Annotated in this window: 20 protein-coding genes, 1 tRNA gene and 1 pseudogene; 14 read left to right on the forward strand and 8 right to left on the reverse strand. The window is 45.1% G+C overall.

The window, feature by feature from the left end; translation table 11 throughout:
- Position 1: 1 nt before the first annotated feature.
- Complete coding sequence (gene tnpC / locus AC2T0J_RS13205; protein ID WP_489806275.1) at positions 2 to 1504, forward strand: IS66 family transposase; 1503 nt, start codon at positions 2 to 4, stop codon at positions 1502 to 1504.
- A 248-nt stretch (positions 1505 to 1752) separates the two neighbouring features.
- On the opposite strand, the gene AC2T0J_RS13210 is transcribed toward tnpC, so the two are convergent.
- Positions 1753 to 2274 carry a hypothetical protein gene (locus AC2T0J_RS13210; RefSeq protein WP_489806277.1) on the reverse strand — a complete coding sequence of 174 codons (522 nt, stop codon included), beginning with the start codon at positions 2272 to 2274 and terminating at the stop codon, positions 1753 to 1755.
- A 711-nt stretch (positions 2275 to 2985) separates the two neighbouring features.
- Between AC2T0J_RS13210 and AC2T0J_RS13215 the strand changes: the two genes are divergently transcribed.
- The 3 genes from AC2T0J_RS13215 to AC2T0J_RS13225 all read left to right on the forward strand — a co-directional run bounded on the left by AC2T0J_RS13215 (position 2986) and on the right by AC2T0J_RS13225 (position 7712).
- Positions 2986 to 3846, forward strand: coding sequence for a hypothetical protein (locus AC2T0J_RS13215; RefSeq protein WP_489806278.1), 861 nt, complete (start codon positions 2986 to 2988; stop codon positions 3844 to 3846).
- 1386 nt (positions 3847 to 5232) lie between these two features.
- Positions 5233 to 6192 carry a DUF4350 domain-containing protein gene (locus tag AC2T0J_RS13220; RefSeq protein WP_489806279.1) on the forward strand — a complete coding sequence of 320 codons (960 nt, stop codon included), beginning with the start codon at positions 5233 to 5235 and terminating at the stop codon, positions 6190 to 6192.
- Positions 6193 to 6620: 428 nt separating this feature from the next.
- Positions 6621 to 7712 carry a PD-(D/E)XK nuclease family protein gene (locus tag AC2T0J_RS13225; RefSeq protein WP_489806280.1) on the forward strand — a complete coding sequence of 364 codons (1092 nt, stop codon included), beginning with the start codon at positions 6621 to 6623 and terminating at the stop codon, positions 7710 to 7712.
- Positions 7713 to 8199: 487 nt separating this feature from the next.
- On the opposite strand, the gene AC2T0J_RS13230 is transcribed toward AC2T0J_RS13225, so the two are convergent.
- Positions 8200 to 8276, reverse strand: a tRNA-Ile gene (locus AC2T0J_RS13230).
- 278 nt (positions 8277 to 8554) lie between these two features.
- On the opposite strand from AC2T0J_RS13230, the gene AC2T0J_RS13235 reads away from it, so the two are divergent.
- Positions 8555 to 8884, forward strand: coding sequence for a hypothetical protein (locus tag AC2T0J_RS13235; protein ID WP_279321871.1), 330 nt, complete (start codon positions 8555 to 8557; stop codon positions 8882 to 8884).
- Positions 8885 to 8963: 79 nt separating this feature from the next.
- Here AC2T0J_RS13235 and AC2T0J_RS13240 read toward each other — a convergent pair whose 3' ends face one another.
- Positions 8964 to 9626: a C40 family peptidase gene (locus tag AC2T0J_RS13240; RefSeq protein ID WP_489806281.1), complete on the reverse strand. Its 663-nt coding sequence runs from the start codon at positions 9624 to 9626 to the stop codon at positions 8964 to 8966.
- Positions 9627 to 9955: 329 nt separating this feature from the next.
- Between AC2T0J_RS13240 and AC2T0J_RS13245 the strand changes: the two genes are divergently transcribed.
- The 7 genes from AC2T0J_RS13245 to AC2T0J_RS13275 all read left to right on the forward strand — a co-directional run bounded on the left by AC2T0J_RS13245 (position 9956) and on the right by AC2T0J_RS13275 (position 15062).
- Entirely contained in the window at positions 9956 to 10294 is a 339-nt protein-coding gene (locus AC2T0J_RS13245) for a DUF3718 domain-containing protein (protein WP_489806282.1), read from the forward strand.
- 66 nt (positions 10295 to 10360) lie between these two features.
- Positions 10361 to 11230, forward strand: a complete 870-nt coding sequence (locus AC2T0J_RS13250; protein ID WP_489806283.1) for a LytR/AlgR family response regulator transcription factor — start codon at positions 10361 to 10363, stop codon at positions 11228 to 11230.
- Between the two features lie 167 nt (positions 11231 to 11397).
- On the forward strand, positions 11398 to 11760 hold the full coding sequence (locus AC2T0J_RS13255) for a CidA/LrgA family protein (protein ID WP_489806284.1): 363 nt from the start codon (positions 11398 to 11400) through the stop codon (positions 11758 to 11760).
- Entirely contained in the window at positions 11760 to 12500 is a 741-nt protein-coding gene (locus AC2T0J_RS13260; protein WP_489806285.1) for an LrgB family protein, read from the forward strand. Before AC2T0J_RS13255 ends, AC2T0J_RS13260 begins: the two co-directional genes overlap by 1 nt.
- 121 nt (positions 12501 to 12621) lie before the next feature.
- Positions 12622 to 13620 (forward strand): response regulator, encoded by a 999-nt coding sequence (locus AC2T0J_RS13265; RefSeq protein ID WP_489806286.1) that lies wholly within the window; start codon positions 12622 to 12624, stop codon positions 13618 to 13620.
- The gene (locus tag AC2T0J_RS13270; protein ID WP_489806287.1) at positions 13620 to 14117 is read left to right on the forward strand and encodes a hypothetical protein; all 498 of its coding nucleotides are present in this window, start codon (positions 13620 to 13622) and stop codon (positions 14115 to 14117) included. Before AC2T0J_RS13265 ends, AC2T0J_RS13270 begins: the two co-directional genes overlap by 1 nt.
- Before the next feature lie 144 nt (positions 14118 to 14261).
- On the forward strand, positions 14262 to 15062 hold the full coding sequence (locus AC2T0J_RS13275; RefSeq protein WP_489806288.1) for a DUF2884 family protein: 801 nt from the start codon (positions 14262 to 14264) through the stop codon (positions 15060 to 15062).
- 612 nt (positions 15063 to 15674) lie between these two features.
- On the opposite strand, the gene AC2T0J_RS13280 is transcribed toward AC2T0J_RS13275, so the two are convergent.
- The 5 genes and pseudogenes from AC2T0J_RS13280 to zapD all read right to left on the reverse strand — a co-directional run bounded on the left by AC2T0J_RS13280 (position 15675) and on the right by zapD (position 19094).
- A complete protein-coding gene (locus tag AC2T0J_RS13280; RefSeq protein WP_489810338.1) occupies positions 15675 to 16118 on the reverse strand; it encodes a methyl-accepting chemotaxis protein in 444 nt (147 codons plus the stop codon).
- Positions 16119 to 16253: 135 nt separating this feature from the next.
- Positions 16254 to 16991, reverse strand: a pseudogene (locus AC2T0J_RS13285) (PAS domain-containing protein); the annotation flags it as partial.
- Positions 16992 to 17235: 244 nt separating this feature from the next.
- Positions 17236 to 18099, reverse strand: a complete 864-nt coding sequence (locus AC2T0J_RS13290) for an aspartoacylase (protein WP_489806289.1) — start codon at positions 18097 to 18099, stop codon at positions 17236 to 17238.
- A 12-nt stretch (positions 18100 to 18111) separates the two neighbouring features.
- Positions 18112 to 18336 carry a DNA gyrase inhibitor YacG gene (yacG, locus tag AC2T0J_RS13295; RefSeq protein WP_489806290.1) on the reverse strand — a complete coding sequence of 75 codons (225 nt, stop codon included), beginning with the start codon at positions 18334 to 18336 and terminating at the stop codon, positions 18112 to 18114.
- A 2-nt stretch (positions 18337 to 18338) separates the two neighbouring features.
- Complete coding sequence (zapD, locus tag AC2T0J_RS13300) at positions 18339 to 19094, reverse strand: cell division protein ZapD (protein WP_489806291.1); 756 nt, start codon at positions 19092 to 19094, stop codon at positions 18339 to 18341.
- A 261-nt stretch (positions 19095 to 19355) separates the two neighbouring features.
- Here zapD and AC2T0J_RS13305 point away from each other — a divergent pair, with 261 nt between their 5' ends.
- Together AC2T0J_RS13305 and AC2T0J_RS13310 are read left to right on the forward strand one after the other, a co-directional pair.
- Positions 19356 to 19661 carry a DUF883 domain-containing protein gene (locus AC2T0J_RS13305; RefSeq protein ID WP_105936691.1) on the forward strand — a complete coding sequence of 102 codons (306 nt, stop codon included), beginning with the start codon at positions 19356 to 19358 and terminating at the stop codon, positions 19659 to 19661.
- Positions 19662 to 19674: 13 nt separating this feature from the next.
- A complete protein-coding gene (locus AC2T0J_RS13310) occupies positions 19675 to 20181 on the forward strand; it encodes a hypothetical protein (protein WP_489806292.1) in 507 nt (168 codons plus the stop codon).

Below are 20181 nucleotides of genomic sequence, written 5' to 3' on the forward strand. Positions count from 1 at the left end.
CATGAATATTGATATCGAAAACTTACCCGACGATCCAGCAACATTGAAAAAGATGTTGTCGCAAGTCATGTCTCGTAATCAATACCTTGAAGAGCAGTTTCGTATTGCCCAGCATAAGCAGTTTGGTAAAAGCACCGAAGGCCACCCTGGGCAAGGTGAGTTGTTCAATGAAGCGGAAGAACTGGTTGTTGAGGCTGAAACCGCCGAAGAAACGATTAGCTACACCCGTAAAAAGCCGGTACGTAAACCGCTACCCAAAGACCTTCCCCGTGAGGTTATCGTTCACGATATTACGGATGAAGAAAAAATCTGTGGCTGTTGTTCGGGTGAATTACATCGCATCGGTGAAGATAAGTCAGAGAAGCTTCAGTTTATCCCTGCTCAGGTCAAAGTGATTGAGCATGTTCGCCCTAAATATGCGTGCCGTACTTGTGAGAACGACGGTATCAGCAATAAGGTAAAGCAAGCTCCTGTGCCTCACTGCGTTATCCCAAAAGGTTATGCAACGCCAAGCTTATTAGCGCAAATCATCACCAGCAAATATCAGTATGGGCTACCGCTTTATCGTCAAGAGGCCATGTTTAAGCAGCATGGTATTGAACTCAGCCGTAAGACGATGGCGGACTGGATAATCCGCTGCGCTGAGTTGTTTAAACCCCTTTATGACCAACTTCATCAACACCTGCTGCAACAACCGGTTATCGCTGCGGATGAAACCACGTTGAAGGTGATTGAGTCTGAGAAAGTGAATAGCTATATGTGGCTATATGCCAGTGGCGCTGATTCACCTAGCGGTAATATCCCCGATACAGCGATACCTAACATCGTGCTCTACGACTATCACAATAGTCGAGCTGGGCAATGCGCGGTAGACTTCCTTGATGGCTATAACGGTTACCTACAAGTGGATGGTTATCAAGGCTACGAGCAAACGCAAGCCACACTCGTCGGGTGCTGGGCACATGCCCGCCGTAAGTTTATGGAAGCGAAGAAAGGCGCGGGTAAAAAAGGCAGTGGCAAAGCGGATTGGGCACTCAATCACATCCAAAAACTCTACCGCATCGAAACCCAGTTAAAAGATAAAACGGTGGAAGAACGCTACCTCACCCGACAAGAAAAGAGCCTGCCGTTACTCAATCAGCTCCATACATGGCTAGCGAAATCGGTTCAACAGGTGCTGCCGAAAACCAAATTAGGTGAAGCGATACAATACTGCTTAAACCAATGGGAAAAGCTTGCACGCTACACACTCGATGGATTACTGAATATAGATAATAATCGCGCTGAGCGCGCGATTAAACCGTTCGTCATCGGCAGAAAAAACTGGCTGTTTAGCCAAACCGCCACGGGCGCAAATGCCAGTGCGGTGCTTTATAGCATCATTGAAACCGCAAAAGCCAACGACCTCAATGTGTTCGAGTATGTAATGACATGCCTTGATGAAGTCAGCAAGCCCGACGCCGATATCGAGCAACTGCTACCATGGCAGTTTGATAAGCGCTAGGTGGTATTGCCGGACGGATACGGATAATTTCTGATTCAGGCCAGTTGTGGTTAAGCAGACTTAACAACCAGGGCGTGTTGTCAGGAGGAAAGCTCCCTCTGTGTTCACGCAAGGAATTTATGACTCTGGTTAATTGAGAGAGTTGTGCAGGGCTGATATCGGTTTGGTTTCCGAATTGGTTCAGCCACCTTCTTACGGTCGCGCTATTAATAGTGATGAATGTTACCTTGGCTCTATCCATCAGGCTCTTACCAGTCGTAATGAAAAGGGTCGTCAAAGCTGGAAAAGGTATCGTCAATACCATTATCAAATACGTCGAAATCATCATTGCTGTACATCACGTGTCCTCCGGCATCAATACCGCTTTCTTCAATTTCTGGAAACCCTGTACACGGATTTACGGCAGGAATTTTACTATCTTCGTGTATAGGATGTTCTTCATTGTGAGAAGGAAAGCCTGATGTCTGCCTTAACGTTTCTTGCAGGACATAATCATCGATGGGATTACCAGGTACTTCGGTTTCCCATTCGAGTGGTTCTGACTCAAAGTCATCACTTTGTTTAGGCTTAATGTATGCCTCTTCGGTCTCGACTGAAAATGTTTGTTCCGTGGTGACGTTTAAAAACTGGGAAGCGTGGAAGTGAGTAGATATCAACGATACCGTTGGTTGAGCTGGCGTTTTAATGTGGACAGATTCAGTGGGCTTTTCTTTACCGTAGTTTTCAAGTTCGGCAAGAGAGTAATGGCCTAAAAGTTCGACAAGTGTCATGGTGGAATACCTCAATTTTAATTAACAGAGGTACAGGTACATTAATAATTTTTAAGACAAAATCAAATACAAAATGCGTAAAAGAGCGGAGACGCTAAATCGCACTTTTCTGATAAGAACAATACGCCGTTATGCAAGCGCATGACGGCAATAAGCGAGCTTCAACGAAGCTCAATAACCGGCGTAGACGAAGTGTTTCAACGAAAGACTTCGGCGAAGCCAGTGACTGTGCGCCGTGGCGTACTTCCCGAAAAAAGGTTTCGCGTCAGCGAAATTCGAGACATGAAACAAGGTGTCATGGCGATGAACCGAAAATCAATTTCATTGAAATTGAACAGTGCATCACGATGTGATGAGACGCTGTGCGCTGCACAAGTCGACACGGCATTTTTGCGGGAAGTACGGCGCAGAGCGCGGTACAGTCACTGTCGGCTTTTAGCGCTAGTGTCGCAGACACGTAAAGTGATTCCGTTGCCATGGCAACATCAGCAATCACGGGCGATACAAGGCGATTAAAAATCAGCGAAAGGCGCTGGTTTTTATTCTGCAAAGCAGAAGCGGTTGCAACAAGTGTTGCCGTTGTCGTTCCGAGCATGAAAACAGAGTCTCAGGGAACCAATCAGGGAATAATTTTGTGTTTATCGATGTAATACATCGATAATTCTGCCTGACTAAAACCTACCTCCTTATATCCACAACAAGGAGGGATTAATGAAACAACTCGAACTCGCTGGATTGCCAACGGCACTTCAGCATCAACTTTATATCGATATGCGCTATCAGCCAGCGGCCAGTAATAATGAAACGGGCAAGCGGCGGTTACATTGCACTATCAAATACGCTGCGCGGCTTGGCATGATAAGCCCGATATTCATTAGCTGGCTTTACGGTATCAATCGTTCATTAGCTTTAGAGCATTTGAATAAGCTCGTTAAAGCGGATTTATTAAATGTTGCACCGACAGTGCGTGTGCCAGATGGCAGAGTATATGTGCTTACCCTGGGGGGCGCTAAACTTGCCGAAGAGCTGCTGCGTCAGCATGTACCTTTCCGGTCATCTACCAATCCACAGTTACAGGTAAATCAAAACACGTTAATGCACGATGTGATTTTGCAATATGTGCTTGCCAGGGGAATTCAAAATATTGACGGGGCAGGGAATTACCGGCCTCAATGGACAGGCTTTATCAGTGAAAAGGAATTCAAACGCTTATATCCCTCAAATACCATTCGCAATGTGGATGGCCTGGTAATTGAGCCAGAGGGAGCCTGCTGCGCCATTGAAATTGAACACAGCTATAAGCCTATCCAGATTCGCAAAAATATCCTTTTAAAATACCGCGATGCGCTACAGGATAGCTTATACGATAAAGTATTTTTTATATCCCAGTCATTGCAGATTTTGCAGGACAGCAAGCGAATAAATAGTTTAGCCATGGACAGCCTGAGAAGCATTGTTGACCGGAAAACCGATAAGCCACTGTTGAGTGATAACGACAGGACATTACTGGAAGACCGGCTTATTTACCGGACGAAATTTTGTGAAGAAATCACAACGCTATTCTATCCATAAAAATGCGCCCGATGGGCGCATCAATGTTAATGACTCAGTTATTCTGAGTCTTTGGTACATATCCAGATAAGCCCTGCACTCATGTAAAAGCAGGAACTCAGCCACAAAGTATTAAATCCTGCATAGAGTTCATTGCGGTCGAGACCTGGCTCTGAAATGATTCGCCAGAAAGCAACAAAAAGAAAGTGGATGAGACATGCATCTCCCAGTCTTAAAATTAAACTTATCCACCAATCTACGGAGTCTTTGTTGAACTTACTCATATTTTTCCTCTTTACCTTAATTGGTTCTCTATGAAGGGATGCCTTGAGGTAAATATGAGGGGGAGGTCAGGGCTTTGAATTTATAAAGGCCTAGAAAAAAGCCAGGGGGAAACCGTAGTTTCCCCCTGGCAAGTATGACCTGACTCTAGTGGCGCAATATCCCGTCTAATGCTATCGCACGCTTTTGTGCTTTAGCACTGCAAAATCTCTACATTTGCCTTCCTAAGTGATCTCGATGAAAGCGTAACGCGTCATAGCCAATATCGAACTAAGAGAGGTAGAGTCTCTCGGACACGTACATTATTCAGGAAGTTACAGATTGCGCCTGTACGTGTAGTGTTGAACCTAAATTTAAATAGGAAAGGGTATCGGGAAATTGGATGGTTTATCTTAATATTCCAGCATAATCCCCAGTTTTTTTAATTTTTGTGATTGTGACAAAATAACATTGTGCGGTCAGGGGGGTACTCAGCCTTCTTTGGAATTAAACTTTTGATGCATGTCATCACCATATGCAGAGGGCGTTAAAGCAACAGAGTTAATGTAAGGGTACTTGAACCTACAACAAACAAGGTCGGCGAAATGCACGCCAGAAATATGCTAAGACCGCACATTTTTATCACACGTTATTACTATGAGGGCACAACAACCCTTTAGTCTGGGACAACATTCCGTAATTTAAGTACAAGAGACAAAAGAGGAAAATTCAAAAGCATAACATCAGGATTAATCAATAAAGCTTATTGTTTTCGCTGTTTTGGACTGCTTGTGCAGGCCTGATATGTCTCATTTGACTTATGATATGAGCCTAATGGGAAATAATCGTAGGTAGCCTGTTTTGGGTTCAAAGATAGATCAACCGAGGACTTACAACGGTTTGATTGCCTGTTTCTGATTTTGGTCAAAACTGGCCATGCTGCTATTTGTTTCTTTATGACTGGTTTGTACGTAAAGCGGAAGTTGAAACACTGGACATTGCGCGTCGCAATGAGCGGCTACTGAATTACGTCTATTTATTCTTCTGATATGTGCAATCACCCTTTCAAACATTTTTCATGGTATGGTCGAGCACCGTGAAATTTTAACGTTAATCACTACCAGATTATTACACAGGATGTCGTAAATGAAGTTAGTTCATAGCTTAGTTGTTTTTGGCTTTGCTACATTATTGGTAGCCTGTTCTGATAGCCCTCAACAATCTGACCCTGACTTCAGACCTAAACATAGAGTTGCACACTTTTCCCCTGAGAGTAGTCCACTTGTTTTAATAGACGAAGCCCATAATAACTTTTTGACGTTGAGCGGCAGATATAAGCCATTCGCGCAAGTTCTAAAAAGTGACGGGTTCAGGGTCGATTCGAACGATAAACCAATTACAGAAAATCAGCTAAAGCAAGTGGATATTTTAGTAATTGCAAACGCGCTTGACAGAAAGCGACAGGACTGGCTTCCACCTTATGGAGATGCGTTTGATGACAATGAAGTTGAAGTGCTCAAGAGCTGGATATCGAACGGTGGTTCACTTTTTTTAGTTGCTGATCACACACCGTTTCCCAAAGCTATAGATAATCTGGCACTTGCACTTGGTTTTCAATTCATCAATGGACATGTTGGAAACGCAACCTTTAGCAAAGTGAATCATTCGCTCACCGAACACGCTACAACTTACAATAAAGAAATTTCGCAAAATATAGATGAAAAATCACAGCCTCTTTTTCTGCAAAGTATTAATAATGTATCACCAGATATACTACAGGTAAGATCGTTTGGTGGCTCAGCATTTAAAGCTCCCGAAAAAGCAATATCTCTACTGAAATTAGGGAACGGTATCACTGCTACAGAACCCAAAATACCGTTTCAAGTTAACGCGGATACACCAAAGCTTCCAATGTCAGGATGGAGTCAAGGTGCTGTTTTAGAGCTAGGCAAAGGACGTGTAGCAGTTTTTTCTGAAGGCATGATGTTCTCTTCGCAATTAGTTAAAAGTACAGGCAAAACTATGGGGTTACGCTCTGTTGGTGCGGAACAAAATGAAGAGTTTTTACTGAACATAATGCGCTGGCTAGCTGACTCGCAAGACTGATAATTGACTAGCTGTCTACAGGTTTAAAGGCAGCCTATTGCTCTGGGAAACAATTTTGCGTAAACAAATTTCTATTCTGGCTCATGCCAGAAACTCAGAGTCTCAAACCAAACAGTCGGCTATTTGTCTTTAAGTGCCCCTGTCTTAGTTGGCCGATTCGTACGTGAAGCTGCCGCTCGGGCCGACAGTCATTTCATACTTTCGCTCTTTATTTCTCTTAGCAGTTTTGCGAACGCCTAAGTGTATGATTTGGATGCGTAAAGCTGTACTATGCCAATAGTGATTTATTTATATGCGAACCGTTGTTCGCATACAAATAGGTTCGCAAAATATTAGATATCTGCCAGCGCAGTCACAGCAACGGATAGCGGGAGCTGGCCCGGTATGATAAAAATTAATTTGCGGTTCTTAGTGGCCGTATCATTTAGATGGCAGCAATCAAAAGGACACACATGCTCAGTGTTTATGATAAATACTTGGAATTGCTTCATGATTTCGAGTCACTTCCCGATTCAATAAAAAGCGAAAGCATTTTTGATGTCGCTGGCTATCCTCATTATGAAAATGTGATAAGCAATATCTTGGCATTTTATCTCAACCCAAATAATGAACACGGTTTAGGAAATTTGCTTTTTTCTTCTTTGATGAACCTTGCTGGCGGAAATGAAATACGACAAGATAATGTGCAAATAAGCCGAGAGGTTTCAACAAATAAAGGCGGTAGGCTCGATATAGTCATTGAAACCGATAACCAAATTATAGGTATTGAGAACAAAATATATCATCATTTGAATAATGACCTTGATGATTACAGCCGATTAATTGACGAATTGGCTAAGCCGAATAATTTGGATACAACAAAAATCATACTTAGCATTAGAAATGAAGGGAATAGCTCTGGATTTATAAATGTTACTTACGAAAACTATTGGCAAAATATAAAAGAGAATCTTGGTAGCTATGTGTCAACGTCATCTCAGAAGTGGGTGTTGTATCTCATTGACTTTATGAGCACCATAGAAAAATTAAACGGCAGCAACATGAAATTAGATGATAACGATCAGTTCTTCATAAAAAATGAAGAAAGAGTAAATTCATTAATAAATGCCAGAAATAAATTTATATCAAAACTCAATGGAAAAATAAGAGATTTATCTGATCTAGTTCAAAAACCAGTCAACTGCGAGCGCCAATGGATTTATGCAAAATCTTGTTTGGTTCACGACTTTAATCTGTCAGGAAATTCAATAGCGTACGATCTTTATATTTCACCAAAAGGGTGGGAGCTTCAGTTGTTTGGCCGCAACGCAAAATCCAGAGAATATCTGAAAGAACTATTTTTAATGCCAGCTTTATCAGAAAAAACAGTACCACTGAAAGATTCAAGACTTATCTTGAAGAAATATGACTTATCTACCGAACTGACCACAATTAAAGAGGATTTACTTGGGTGGTTTTATCTTTTAGATCAAGCGGAAAACGAAAAAAATGCTAACAAAGGCATCAACTCGGGCAACTGAAACTGAGCAATTTCCGTTATGCTTCAGTCACACAGCTTTCAGTTGCCGGTTATAGCAAGCGTTGAACGTCCGTTGTTTGTCTTTTGCCGACGTTCCCAATCAGCCCTCTTGATGTCCGCTTCTCGCTTATTTGAGTCTTAAACAGCCTCTGCCGAGACGAGGAATTGTAAGTGCTGATGATTCGAGAGAACGTTATCCATTTCTTAAAGATTTGAGTGGCTTACTCTGTTCACGCGATCTCTTTAAAACGGAATTAAATTTTGGAGATCTAGAGAATCTGAATCTGGTTTAAGACGATGGGCAAAATCAAATTAATTATTCTGGAAGAATTATTGTGATCGTAGACTTCCGCTTGTTTCCGAGATTGTTCCACTGAATTACTGACTTGTTCCACTGACTTTGTTAGTATCCAAGGTGGAACAAAAGTGGAACAGAAATCCCTTGGTCAACTATAAGTCATTGATTTTATTGAATTTTATTTTGTAAGTGGTGGCCCCACCTGGACTCGAACCAGGGACCTAACGATTATGAGTCGTGTGCTCTAACCAACTGAGCTATAGGGCCATTGTGCGCTAAACGCTTAAGAAATCCTGTTTGAATAACCAAACGCGCGCAAGTATAAGCAGTTTTTAGGGGCTTGTCACCCCATGTTAGGATTACTTGATGTTTTCTTATACTGATCAATACTAAAAATAACGATCTGTTGAAGCCTGAACCTGATCAAAATTGCTGAATCCATTATGAGACGTCATAGCTTAGTGCAAATATATTAATAGTCTGCTATCTTTCAGCTACTTATAGGTAAAAACGTCTTGGTTCGGCATTTGAATTGGGAGATAACAATGACTGAAAAACCCTATTTGGTCAGTGGCCGCAACACATTAATCCATAAAATACGTAAATTTGATCTACTGATATTAAACGGCAACGACGACCCGGCAGTAGTGGTGAATTACAAGGGTATTAAGGAATACTCGGGAAAAATTCCGGAAAATAAGCGCGAAGCAAAAATGATGGATATGGAGCTGGTGGATGTAACCGCCAGTGAGGTATTCGGCGATGAAAAAACGCTGATTTTTGTGCAAACCCTTAACGGTAAAGAATACAAAATAGATTATTCAAAAGCGGGTACCTCGATGTTTATTCGCGTACATCAGGACAGTATTTTTTAACAATTCCTGATATACCAATGTTTGGTAGTGTTGTGATTGCCAACCTACCAACCTTATGTTTTGTACTTCACAGAAAACATTATCCTAAATTTCCCCACCGGTACGGATTTAAGCTGTTAAATCCTTCAATCTTTCTTTTTTTGCCTTTGAGTTGTACGTATTTGGGGGCAAAGATCGTGAACTGGCAAATATCTTTTGGCGTTGTTTCTGAAGGGTTGAGTTCACGGGTTATGCCAGCTTGATTCAAACCTTCTGCCACAAGCTCTGAACAAAACCAGCGATTACTCTTTTTACGGTTGTAGGTGATCCAATTGAACCAGCGGTGATCATCAAACACATCGATAGCCGCGCCAAACAGTTGCCAGATGTCATAACCTTTACCCAATTCGCCGGCCAGAAAATCATGAAAACCATGCCAGTTATTCTGTAACTGTTGTTTGGCTTCGTTGTGCAGGGGTAACCACCAAACATCGCCATTATAGTGCTTAATGCGTTCTTCCACATAGTTGTACATGACGCCCTTTTTGCCTTTTATTGACGTTGCCTCGATCATAGTGAGATGCTGTGCCGCAGAGTTAGAGCGCTTGTCATCAGGCGAGTCGATGACCATCGCGGTGTGGGTAACTACCGAGCGGGTAGTTAATTTGGTCCAGCGGGAAAACAAGCTGGTACCGCCGAACGCAATAATATCCCCTGGGGCTATCTGGTGTTTTATATCGTGATAGGCGTGTTGAGTAAGCATGTCTTTCCTGTTTTTGCCTGGGCTCTCTGCTACCCGGTTTCAGTTTGGGTAGGTTCTCCGGTTTTCGCTCTATCTGACTCTTGGCCGTGTACTCCTTGCTCGCGACATTGGGTCGAATGTTACAAAGTGTGTGGTGTGCACGACTAACAATAGGCGATTCCGGACCGTTTAACTGCAGTTATATCCCTTTTGTCGCAAAATCTCAAATAGACGTCGATTAACGCTTTGCAGGCAACCTTTTGCTGCTCTGCCTCTACTGTATAGGGGCGAAAGGAAGAGTCAGACCTTATCTTCCACAACAGAGTCAGCGATAGGTAAAGGAAAGTGTCATGCAAAAAGTTAACAGTGTCATTCGTTCAGCGTTATTAGCAGGTACCACAGTAGCTGCAACATTAGGCGGTATCTCTTCCGCTCAGGCCGGCAACATACCCGAGGCCCTGGAAGATAAATTAGTTGCGGTTTGTCAGGCAATCAAAGATGACAACCGTATTGAGCTTCACAAAGCCGTCAAAGACAGCGGGGTAAGTTACCGCCGTCTGGCCCGCGGCCTGGTGTGCAACGGCATGGATATGTACACCTTTGCAATGCAATATGGTGCTGATAATACTCGAGTATTGATTGCCGAACGCACCAATTTAGAAAAACAAGTTTTATTAGCAAAGCAATAGGAGAAAGGGTTTCACATCCCTGTGGTTTGGGCTGTGTTCTTCACAGCCCTTTTTTTGGAGTCTGACATGCAAGAGAGACATTCAGATAGCATGATAGTGCGATTTATTGGCAAACCTAGTGCAGAAGTCGATGCTTTTCATCAGTTTCTAACCCAGTACTTCATTAGGCCGTTTGAGTTTGAGTTTATAGCGGAACTCAATGATGCAGCGTTAAATGAACTTTTTGCCAGTCACCAGACAGTTGCAAAAACCGTTTCGCACCAATCACCCCAAATACGAATTGTTGTAACTGATCATTCCACCATTGGAGCGTTTACTGAAACCGGACTGTGTGGTGTGCTCACTGTAATGTGCGGCCATACCAATCGGGATGCGTTACAGGCATTTAACGCTGGTGTAGGTGTGTTTTTCTGCTTATCCGCAAGTGTAGAAGAAAAGCGCAAGCAGATGCATCGGCTGTATCTAAAATACCAAACACGCATGCAGGCACTGAAATGGCGTTTTGTTAGCGAGAAGCTTGCCCGCCAACACGCATGTTCCTCTGCCCGGTTGATAGCTGAATTAACTAACATCAAGTCAAACTGCTCACGACCCTCCCAACAAATTGCCATGCGTTGTGGTGCAGACTGGCAGTATGTAGACTGGCAAACCATTCGTTATGTGGAAGCTGCAGGCGACTACATGTGCGTTTACACGCAGGAAGAAACGCTGATTGTTCGTTCTACACTAACCGATATGGCGAGACGATTGCCCAAGCATGCTTTTACCCGTGTGAACCGTTCTATCATTGTGAATACGCAGTTTGTAAAACGGTTGATTAAACTCAACTCCCGGGTGAACTATGTGGAGCTTCAGGATGGCAGTAAAGTAAAAATAAGCCGGCGCTTAATGCCTGTTTGTAACCAGCAACTGGACGCGGCGTTGTCGCAGTCCTGAATACGTTTTTCTGCATGCGAGCCTACCCTATTAATCTGATAAGGCGCTTCCTGCTGTCAGCATTTCTTTAATTAATCCTGCACATAAGTAACTATAACCGAAGTCGGCTAGTGGTTTGCACTTAACCTCGTTATCATCGAGCTATTCCATCCCTGCGGAGCATCACAGTGCATGTTAAATCAATCCTTAATGGGTGGCTGATCATTATTGGCTGCTACCTGGTGGGAGAGTTTTTTGTATTAGTGACTAATTTACCTCTGCCTGGTGCGTTAATCGGCTTGCTATTGCTGCTTGGCGGGCTGTTGTTGCGTCAGCGTCCTGCAGTTACGGTTGGGCGGGGCGCGCAGCCGTTGCTCACGCATATGTCGGTTCTGTTTGTGCCGGCTGTGATTGGTGTAGGTTTATTCTGGGCTGAGGTAAGTGAAAATGCGCTGGGGATTGCACTTGCGCTGGTAGCTACCACCATTCTGGCGCTGGGTTTTACTGCCTGGTTTGCCCAGCGGCTCATGAAAGCCAGAAGGCCTGATTAATGTTAAGGGCAGAGCTGGCAATTAAACAAATTATTACCCGCTTCAGCGACGTAATAAGCAGTACGGCTTCCATTAATGGCGTGTTGTGGCTGGCTGTTACCCTGGCCTTTTATAGCATTGCGCTTAAAGTTTTCCGTGTATCCAAAGGCCATCCGCTGGTACATCCATTGAGTATTACTACTTTAGCCGTGGCAGGGGCGATGTGGTTAGCAGATATCTCCGCTGCTCAATATCGAGAGTTTGCCTCATTATTACACTGGTTGTTAGGGCCAGCCACGGTGGCACTTGCGGTACCTATGTACAATCAGTGGCAAAACATTCGTCAGTTGGGAATGCCGTTGATCATTAGCGTGATGGTTGGCGGCATTGTTGCACCGCTGCTAGCCTGGGGCGTGATATACTTGACCAACGCGCCGCTGGCAATTCAGATGACAATGCTGGTGAAGTCTATAACGAGTCCGTTGGCTATGGAAACCGGGGCGGCAATTGGCGGTATTCCGGCCCTGGCTGCGGTATTTGTTATCCTTACCGGTATTGTGGGCGCTTTGGCGGCACCGCTTACCTATCGGTTGTTAGGGGTCACTATGCCAGATGCTCAGGGCGTGGCGTTGGGCGCGGTGTGCCACGCTGTGGGCACCTCCAAAGCACTGCAGATGGGCGAAGTGCAGGGGGCGCTCGCCACGGTAGGACTGGGCCTGAATGGGATTCTAACCGCCGTTATCTTACCTATTATTCTATAGGGTTTTTCATGGACCGAGTCTATAAATACCCTATGTTAAGTTGATTTTTGCCGTCTAACTGCTATTTGTTAAAAGGTACTTACTGCATTGTTTTCTGCCAGTTCTTAACCGTTGGATAGTTATGTACTCAGTTTTGATTTGTGATGACTCGTTGGTGGCCCGCAAGCAGGTGGCAAAATGCCTGCCACAGGACTGGGATGTTGCTATTCATTTTGCTAAACATGGCGGTGAAGCTATTCAATGCCTGGCGGCCGGTAAAGGGCGCATTTTGCTGCTTGATTTAAATATGCCGGAAATGGACGGCTATCAAACATTGGAAGCCATCGCTCAGCAAGGCTTAAAAACTAATGTGATTGTGGTGTCTGGCGATGTCCAGCCCGAAGCCCGTGAGCGGGTAATTAAGCTCGGCGCGCTGGATTTTATTCGTAAGCCGGTCAGTGCTTCTGAGTTACTGGCCGTTTTAAGTAAACATCAACTGATCAACGCGCCTGTCGAAGAAGAGCAAAAGGAGTTTGAGCCGCTGGATCCTGATATTCGTGACTGTTATCAGGAAATTACCAACATAGCCATGGGCAGGGCGGGCGATCATCTGGCCCGTACACTGAATGTTTTTGTTCATTTACCTATCCCAAACGTTAATTTAATTGAGGTGTCTGAGCTGCACATGCTGCTCAGTGATATCGAAAACCACGAGCGGGTGAGTGCCGTTTGTCAGGGGTTCGTGGGGCCTGGGGTACAAGGTGAAGCATTGTGTATTTTAAGTGACTCAAGCCTGGATGACGTGGCCCGAATCCTCAATATTTCCGGAGAAGTCGACGATCAGAAACAATTGGAGTTGTTAATGGATGCGGCAAGCATCCTGATAGGTACCTGCCTGAGCGGCATTGCCGAACAGCTGGATGTTAGTTTTGCTCAGGGGCAACCGGTTGTGCTCGGTCAGCATCGTAATATCACCGAGATCATTGCCACCAATAAGCTGAAATGGAAAAGAACACTGGCTATCGAAATTTCTTACGGCCTTGAAGGGTACAACACCGTGTGCGAGTTGCTGTTGTTATTTACCGAAAGCTCCATGGAAACGCTCAACTATAAACTCGCTCACTTGCTGGAGGATTTCTGATGACCAATGACGCCGTAGATGACATGCTGGAGTTTCATTGGATTATCGACATGCTACAAACCGTGGATGTGGGCATTGTTGTACTGGATCGCGAGTTTAAAATCAAAATGTGGAACGGTTTTATGGAAAGCCACAGCGGCAAGTTGCCCTCTGAGGTACGCGATAAAACCCTGTTTAATGTTTTCCCGGATATCAAGCCAGACTGGTTCGCTCAGAAAGCTAAGCCGGTATTTGAACTCAAAACCCGGGCATTTATGCTTTGGGAACAGCGCCCTTATCTGTTTAAGTTTTCGAATTACCGGCCAATTACCGGCAGTGAAGAATTCATGTATCAGAACATTATTTTGTCGCCACTGGTATCGGCAACCGGTAACGTTGATCATATCAGCATGATGATTTACGACATGACGGATATTGCCAGTGGCAAAAAGCAACTCGAAGTATTACAAGTAATGCAGAGTGAAGCTATAGAGCGAGGGGCTAAAAGCCGCGCCTGACGTGTGGCGGGTTATTTGCGATGAGTTATCGCGAACACTGTAGTGTTCGCCGCTTAGCGTTGTAGGTGGCCGTATTCAACCTGATTTTTAGCAATCTGGTCTAAAGCGACTTTTCATTTACGGTTTTGGTTTCACAATATCAGTATGAAAAGCGTATCTCATTTTTTATTGTGCATTATGTGTTTGTTGCCGGCTGGTCTATCAGCGCCGGCTGCAGCGCATTACAGCTGCGACGTCGATTTAAATTATGGCGTTGTGGTAAACGACGATCAGCTACGTGTACTTAAAGAATACCTGACTTTATATCAGATCAATCATCAGCAGCAGTTATTTGTCGCTGGCGACTGGCTATCGCTTGATGATAGCCAGGCTGCTCTGGTAACCGAATATGCCAAAGGGCTGCATTCCATAGTGCCGCAGGTAACCTTGCTGGCGACCACGGGCATTGATTTAGCTACCGATACCGTTCAACAGATGTTTCTGTCGTTATTAGGCAGCGATCATGACAGCTACGAAAAGCTCAATACTGCCATGGATAAAATGAAGAAGCGGGTGCGCAAGAAGTTTCGTTACGCCCGCAGTCATTATTATCTTGGACCAAGTTCAAGCGAAGGGCTGGATGAACTGGCCGAGGCCGATCTGATGGTGCCCTTATCACAAACGTTAACGACTTCGGTGGGGAGTATTCTAACCACGCTTGGTGCTATGGACTCCGACAAACTGGCGGTAGATCGTACTGAAATGGCGGTTATCAATCAACGCATTGCACATTATGCGGCCACATCCGACGGTGACGGCCCACCGGTGGATACCACCCTGCCACAAAAAGCCCGGTGGTATTGTGACTACTTCAAAAAACTCGATATGCTTGAAAAGCAAATGCAGAGCACCATTCCACAATTGGCAGGCATCGATTTAATTCGACAAACCAGTCATAAAGACTAATCACACCGGAGTAGACTACCCGGATTTTAGTTCTAAATACATCCTCTGCGTCATCCCTGCATGCTTTAAGTGGGCACACCCTTGCATGATATCGTGGGTTTAATACTTCATTGGTGAACAGCTTTAATTGGATAAGACAGCTTTTATGGAGGTCCCGGCTTGTGGGCAGGGATGACTGATTTTTATTGACCGGGATGACTATCAAGATGAGTGTCATCCAGAAAGTTTCGAAGAAACTATCCGGGATATCCTTAACAGTTTCACTCACTCAAAATACTGATTGATAACACTCGCAGTCTCCGCATCTTGTCGGGGTGCCAACTGCACCCAAAGAGGAGTTGACTCCCCTTTGGAAACCTCCGGTTCTTTAATCGCGAAGGAGTATACTGTCAGCGGGCAGGTATAACCTATCGGTCAGAGAGGGCGTACAGCCCTCCTGAGCGGAGTCACCATCCATGATGCCTCTAGGCTTTTACTTAATCTGCCCGATGGCAGTATTTCGCGAAACAAAGAACCAAAAGGGAAAGGGCACGTTTTTTAACTGGTCGGTTAGGGAGGTCCCGGCTTGTGGGCCGGGATAACAGTAATAGTTTGGGTCGGAATGGCGATCAGTTATTTTAGCAACGACGAAACAGATACCGAGACATTCACGGCACCCTTGTGGATTTCGTCCATTACTCCCTGCACCTGGGTGATCTGCTCGTTGGTTTGCTCTACATTGAGTTGGACGTTTTTCATTTGCTCAGAGACAGTGCCTGACAACTGCTTATTTTCGTTAACGACAGATTCGATTTCAATGGTCGATTCACTTGTTCGACTTGCGAGTTGACGGACCTCATCGGCGACAACCGCAAAACCTCTCCCCTGGTCGCCGGCTCTGGCTGCTTCGATAGCGGCATTCAGAGCGAGCAGGTTGGTTTGTTCAGCAATTGAGCGTATGGTTGAAACAATCGCCTCAATACTGGAAGACTGTTCATTAAGCCGGTTCATCAATTCACTGGTAGTACTTACCTGTTCGCGGGCAGCATCCGATGCTACTACAGACTTTTTGAGCATACCATTGCCTTGTTCTGCTATTTGCGCGGTTTCCTCAGAGGTAGAAAAAGCCAGCTCTGCAGCTTTGGTGATTAACTGTTTTTCTTCTACCTGAGCGGTCACGTCGGTAGCGAATTTAATTACCTTTATTACCTTACCGTCTGGCCCCAGTATGGGATTGTATGTGGCTTCCAGCCAAATAGAGTTGCCCTGGGCAGTGCGGCGCTCGAACAAGCCAGTCTGGTGCTCACCGTTACTCAGCCGTTTCCAGAAGTCTTTATGGTTCTCCAGAAATTCCTGAGAACAAAATATGGCGTGATGCTTACCATTGATTTGGTCTAGTGAATACCCCATAGCGTTGAGGAAGTTTCGGTTGGCCTTGCGAACTTCACCGGTTGGAGTGAACTCGATAACGGCGGTTGATTTATCGAGTGAGTCATTGACAGCCTTCAGTGACATCACCTCATCCATTCGCTCGCTTACGTCACAGGCAATTTTAAGGATTGAGGTAATCCGATTATTGGCTTCAACAATGGGAATATAGGTGGCCTCAAGCCAAATTGACTCGCCGTTCGCCTTAACGCGTTCGTAGGTGCCGGTTTGCGGGATCCCCTCTCGGAGTTGTTGCCAGAATTCTGCGTAATCCTGACTTTTTGTATAGCTGGATCTACAAAGCATCCGGTGATGCTGGCCTTGAATCTGTTGCAAGGAATAACCCATTATCTGGCCAAATAACTCATTGGCTTCAATAATTTCGCCGTTTGGGGTGAACTGAATTACGGCTACGGAGTTCTTTATCGACTGCAGTATGGATTGAGCAGTGTCGACCTGCGTTTTTAATATATTCAGCTCGGCCTTATGGCGGGAAAGTGAGACAATCATTCTCAACCTCATTGAACTTTCAAAACACTGATCCTGCAAACAGTTAATGCCGGTAAGAACTTTCTTTTCCTGGCAGAATCGCTTAACAACTGGCTATTTACACCTGACCAGATGACTTTCGTACCTAAGTCGTAAATATAGACTATTAAACATAAAGTTAATAGTTTTATAATGAACAGTTAAACTAAAGATTAAACATCACTAAGATGCTGGTACCTCGAGCCTGTAAAAGTACCAGCAGAATTGATTAGGGAGTTTACAGTGCGGCTTTCGATGCGGTCGCAAAGGCAACGTGTAGTTTGTGATAGGCCGCTTCGTTTATAAAATGGGGGTAAATGGTCTCGCCTTGCCAGATTTGTGGTTCACCATCAAACGACAAAAACACCGGATCGCCTGCACTGACCGGGGCAAAGTCGTTGTCTTGAAGGTCAGGATGGATCATAGCCAGTCTCTCACCGTCTTCGTTGAGCGGGAAAGTAATATTTTCAATAAAACGAAACACGTCACAGGGCGGGAGTTTGGGTACTGTATCGCTGTTGTAGGCATTAACAAAGTCGAGAATAGCCAGAGCCATCCGCTCTGTCAGGTCGTATACATCTGCGCGTAATACGCCCTGAGGTTGCGCGCCTACTTCAATCATAATGCCGCGTTTGCCGATGCTACACAGATAAGCATGTTCTGCCGGGGGCTTTTCGTCTTCTACCAGAATATTGGCTTCTGGCATCTGCTGTTTTACATAGCGAGCGAGTTGCGTATGAAAATCATCGGCTTCCAGAATGATTAAGGTTGCCCCCATCGCGCTGGTCGTGTTGTGAATGTCAATAAGTAAGTCGATGTCAGACTCGCCTTTCGGCCCCCATTGTTGGTTAAGGGCGTGGGCTAACCTGGCTTCCTGGCACTGCGGCTGGCGGGCTAGCAGGGCAGGGGTAAACTGGCGGTTAAGGTCTTCCTCAACAAAGCGCACATTGGCATCAATAGCTGCCATATTCGACAAATAACAGTCGATGTTTAGCCCGTTATAGGCTGCAGGCACACCAAACTGCTGCCAGTTTCTCACCAGTTGTATGCCACTGGTCTCGTTACCGTGGGTACCGCCCACAATAGTAATGTTTGCGATCATCAATGTTGGTCTCTAATGCTTAAAAAAGTCGCTGTGTTGTTCACTCAGCATGGCTTCAATGTCTTCGGGGTCCAGGTTATTGATATCTGACTCCTGAGCCGGACTGGAGATGACTTTTTCTTCACCAGCCCACTCTCCTAAATCAATTAACTGGCATTTTTTGCTGCAAAACGGGCGGTATTCACTGTTGTGTGACCATTCCACGTCTCGCTGACAGGTTGGGCATTTTACTTTCACAATTAACACGCTGCTAAATCAAATTGAACCGGTTTTTCGACCGCGCCGGAGCGGCCTTCAGGAGGGTTATAGTACATAAAGCGGATAGCATAACGATACTTATTTCCGCTTAGTACAGGATAATATTCTTCGTTGGTTTGACAACGGATCCGAATCAGCTCGTTGCGATCATCTGCGACGCCCTGATAAAAGCCATTGGCTGCCTCGGTTGCACTAAAAGCGGTTCGCTCTCGCAAAAACGACAGGGCGATGCTGATAGCTTCTTCGGTAAGGGCAAAGGACATGATCCACTGTTTAATGTCTTCCTGACGCTTAGCGATGGGACGGTGACACCAGTAATGTAAATTGGGCAGGTCGAAGCTGCAGGTTCCGCCCGGTATAGCAAAGCGCTGACGAATGCTGGCCAGAAATTTGTCATCACGCAGTAGAGCATTGATCTTTTTACTGATCTTGAGCTGATCGCGCACGTTGATAATGGTTTTCAGGGTTTGTTGCAGGGCTTCGTTATCGATATTGGGCAGTTGTGACCAATGCACCAGGTTTTTTTCGTGGGCATCAAGGTCTTTAATGATATCGGTACGAATGTCGATACGTTCAAACAAGTCCAGTAAGGTAAACAGCTGCTCAAAGAAATACAGCGACAAGCCATTATCAAGGCCCGCGGCACCCAGTTTCAGTTGTCCCATTAACTGTTCTATACGCAGATAGTTACGAACTTTTTCTTTCAGCGGGAATTCGTAGACTGTTGTGTTTGACATTCGGTTCCTCGTCAATTATTCGCACTAGCGTACCAGCCCAGCCTACAATTTACCAATGCATTCGCCAGCCACGACGGTGCTCTGGTCTTACAAACAGGAAGGAATTACATGACCGCTGCGCAGAATTTACTTACAAACACGTAAATTTAGCGGGTGTGATTTTAATAATAGCTAAAAATCATTAGCTTAGCTTGTTTTTTTAACCTGGAACAGCAGTTGCAGCAGTCTGCTTGAAGTGCAATTAAATTTAAGGAGAAAATAATGGCTACATCAAAATCTACCGCAAATGGTGCAGATACGTCAGGTCACCCTATGACAGATAAACTGCAATCCACACTGCATGATTCACTGGATACGATTGCAGAAAAAGCGGCAACTGCTGAGCAAAGCTTGCGTGAGTCAGCATCAGAGTCGGCTGATAATCTGGCTGCTCGTCGTCGCTTAATGAAGCAAAAATGGTTGGGTTCTTCAGTGCGTAATTACGCCGTGGAAAACCCCGTAGCGGCAGCGGGTATTACTTTCGCAGCCGGCATGCTGGTAGCGTCTTTGCTGAAAAAAAGCAAATAATCAGAGGTGATGGATGACTCAATCATCTGTTAACGACCCAGCAGCGCCCCGTCCGGACAGTAACATGCCCGACGGGGCGTCGCCGCATCAGGAATCACCAGCTGAGCAGGTTCCGCAGCCAGACATCACGCTCGACGAAGTGGTGGCCGCGTTTTCCGATCTCATAGCGGCAAAGAAGCTTCAATTCAGTGCTCAATGGGAGCTGGTAGGAGCCGAGGCAAAACTGCTGAGGCAGTCTGTGCTGGTTACCGTTCTGGCCACCCTGGCAACGTTCGCCTTTGGTTGTGTTTGCTGGTTAATTGTTAATGCTGCTTCGGCGGTGTTACTGGCGAAAGTCGGATTACACGCGGCTTTAATAGCCGGTATCTTACTGTTGATTAACGGACTGTTGATGTTTACGGCCTGGCGTGTGGCAACGGACGCGTTTAAACACATTTCTATCAATCCATTGGTAGCAGCTGTAAAAGGTGAGCCTGAAGAGAGTAGCGCTAAAGCACAGCAAGGTAAGCAGGAGAGTTAA

The sequence above is a fragment of the Alteromonas sp. ISO5 genome, assembly GCF_058105165.1.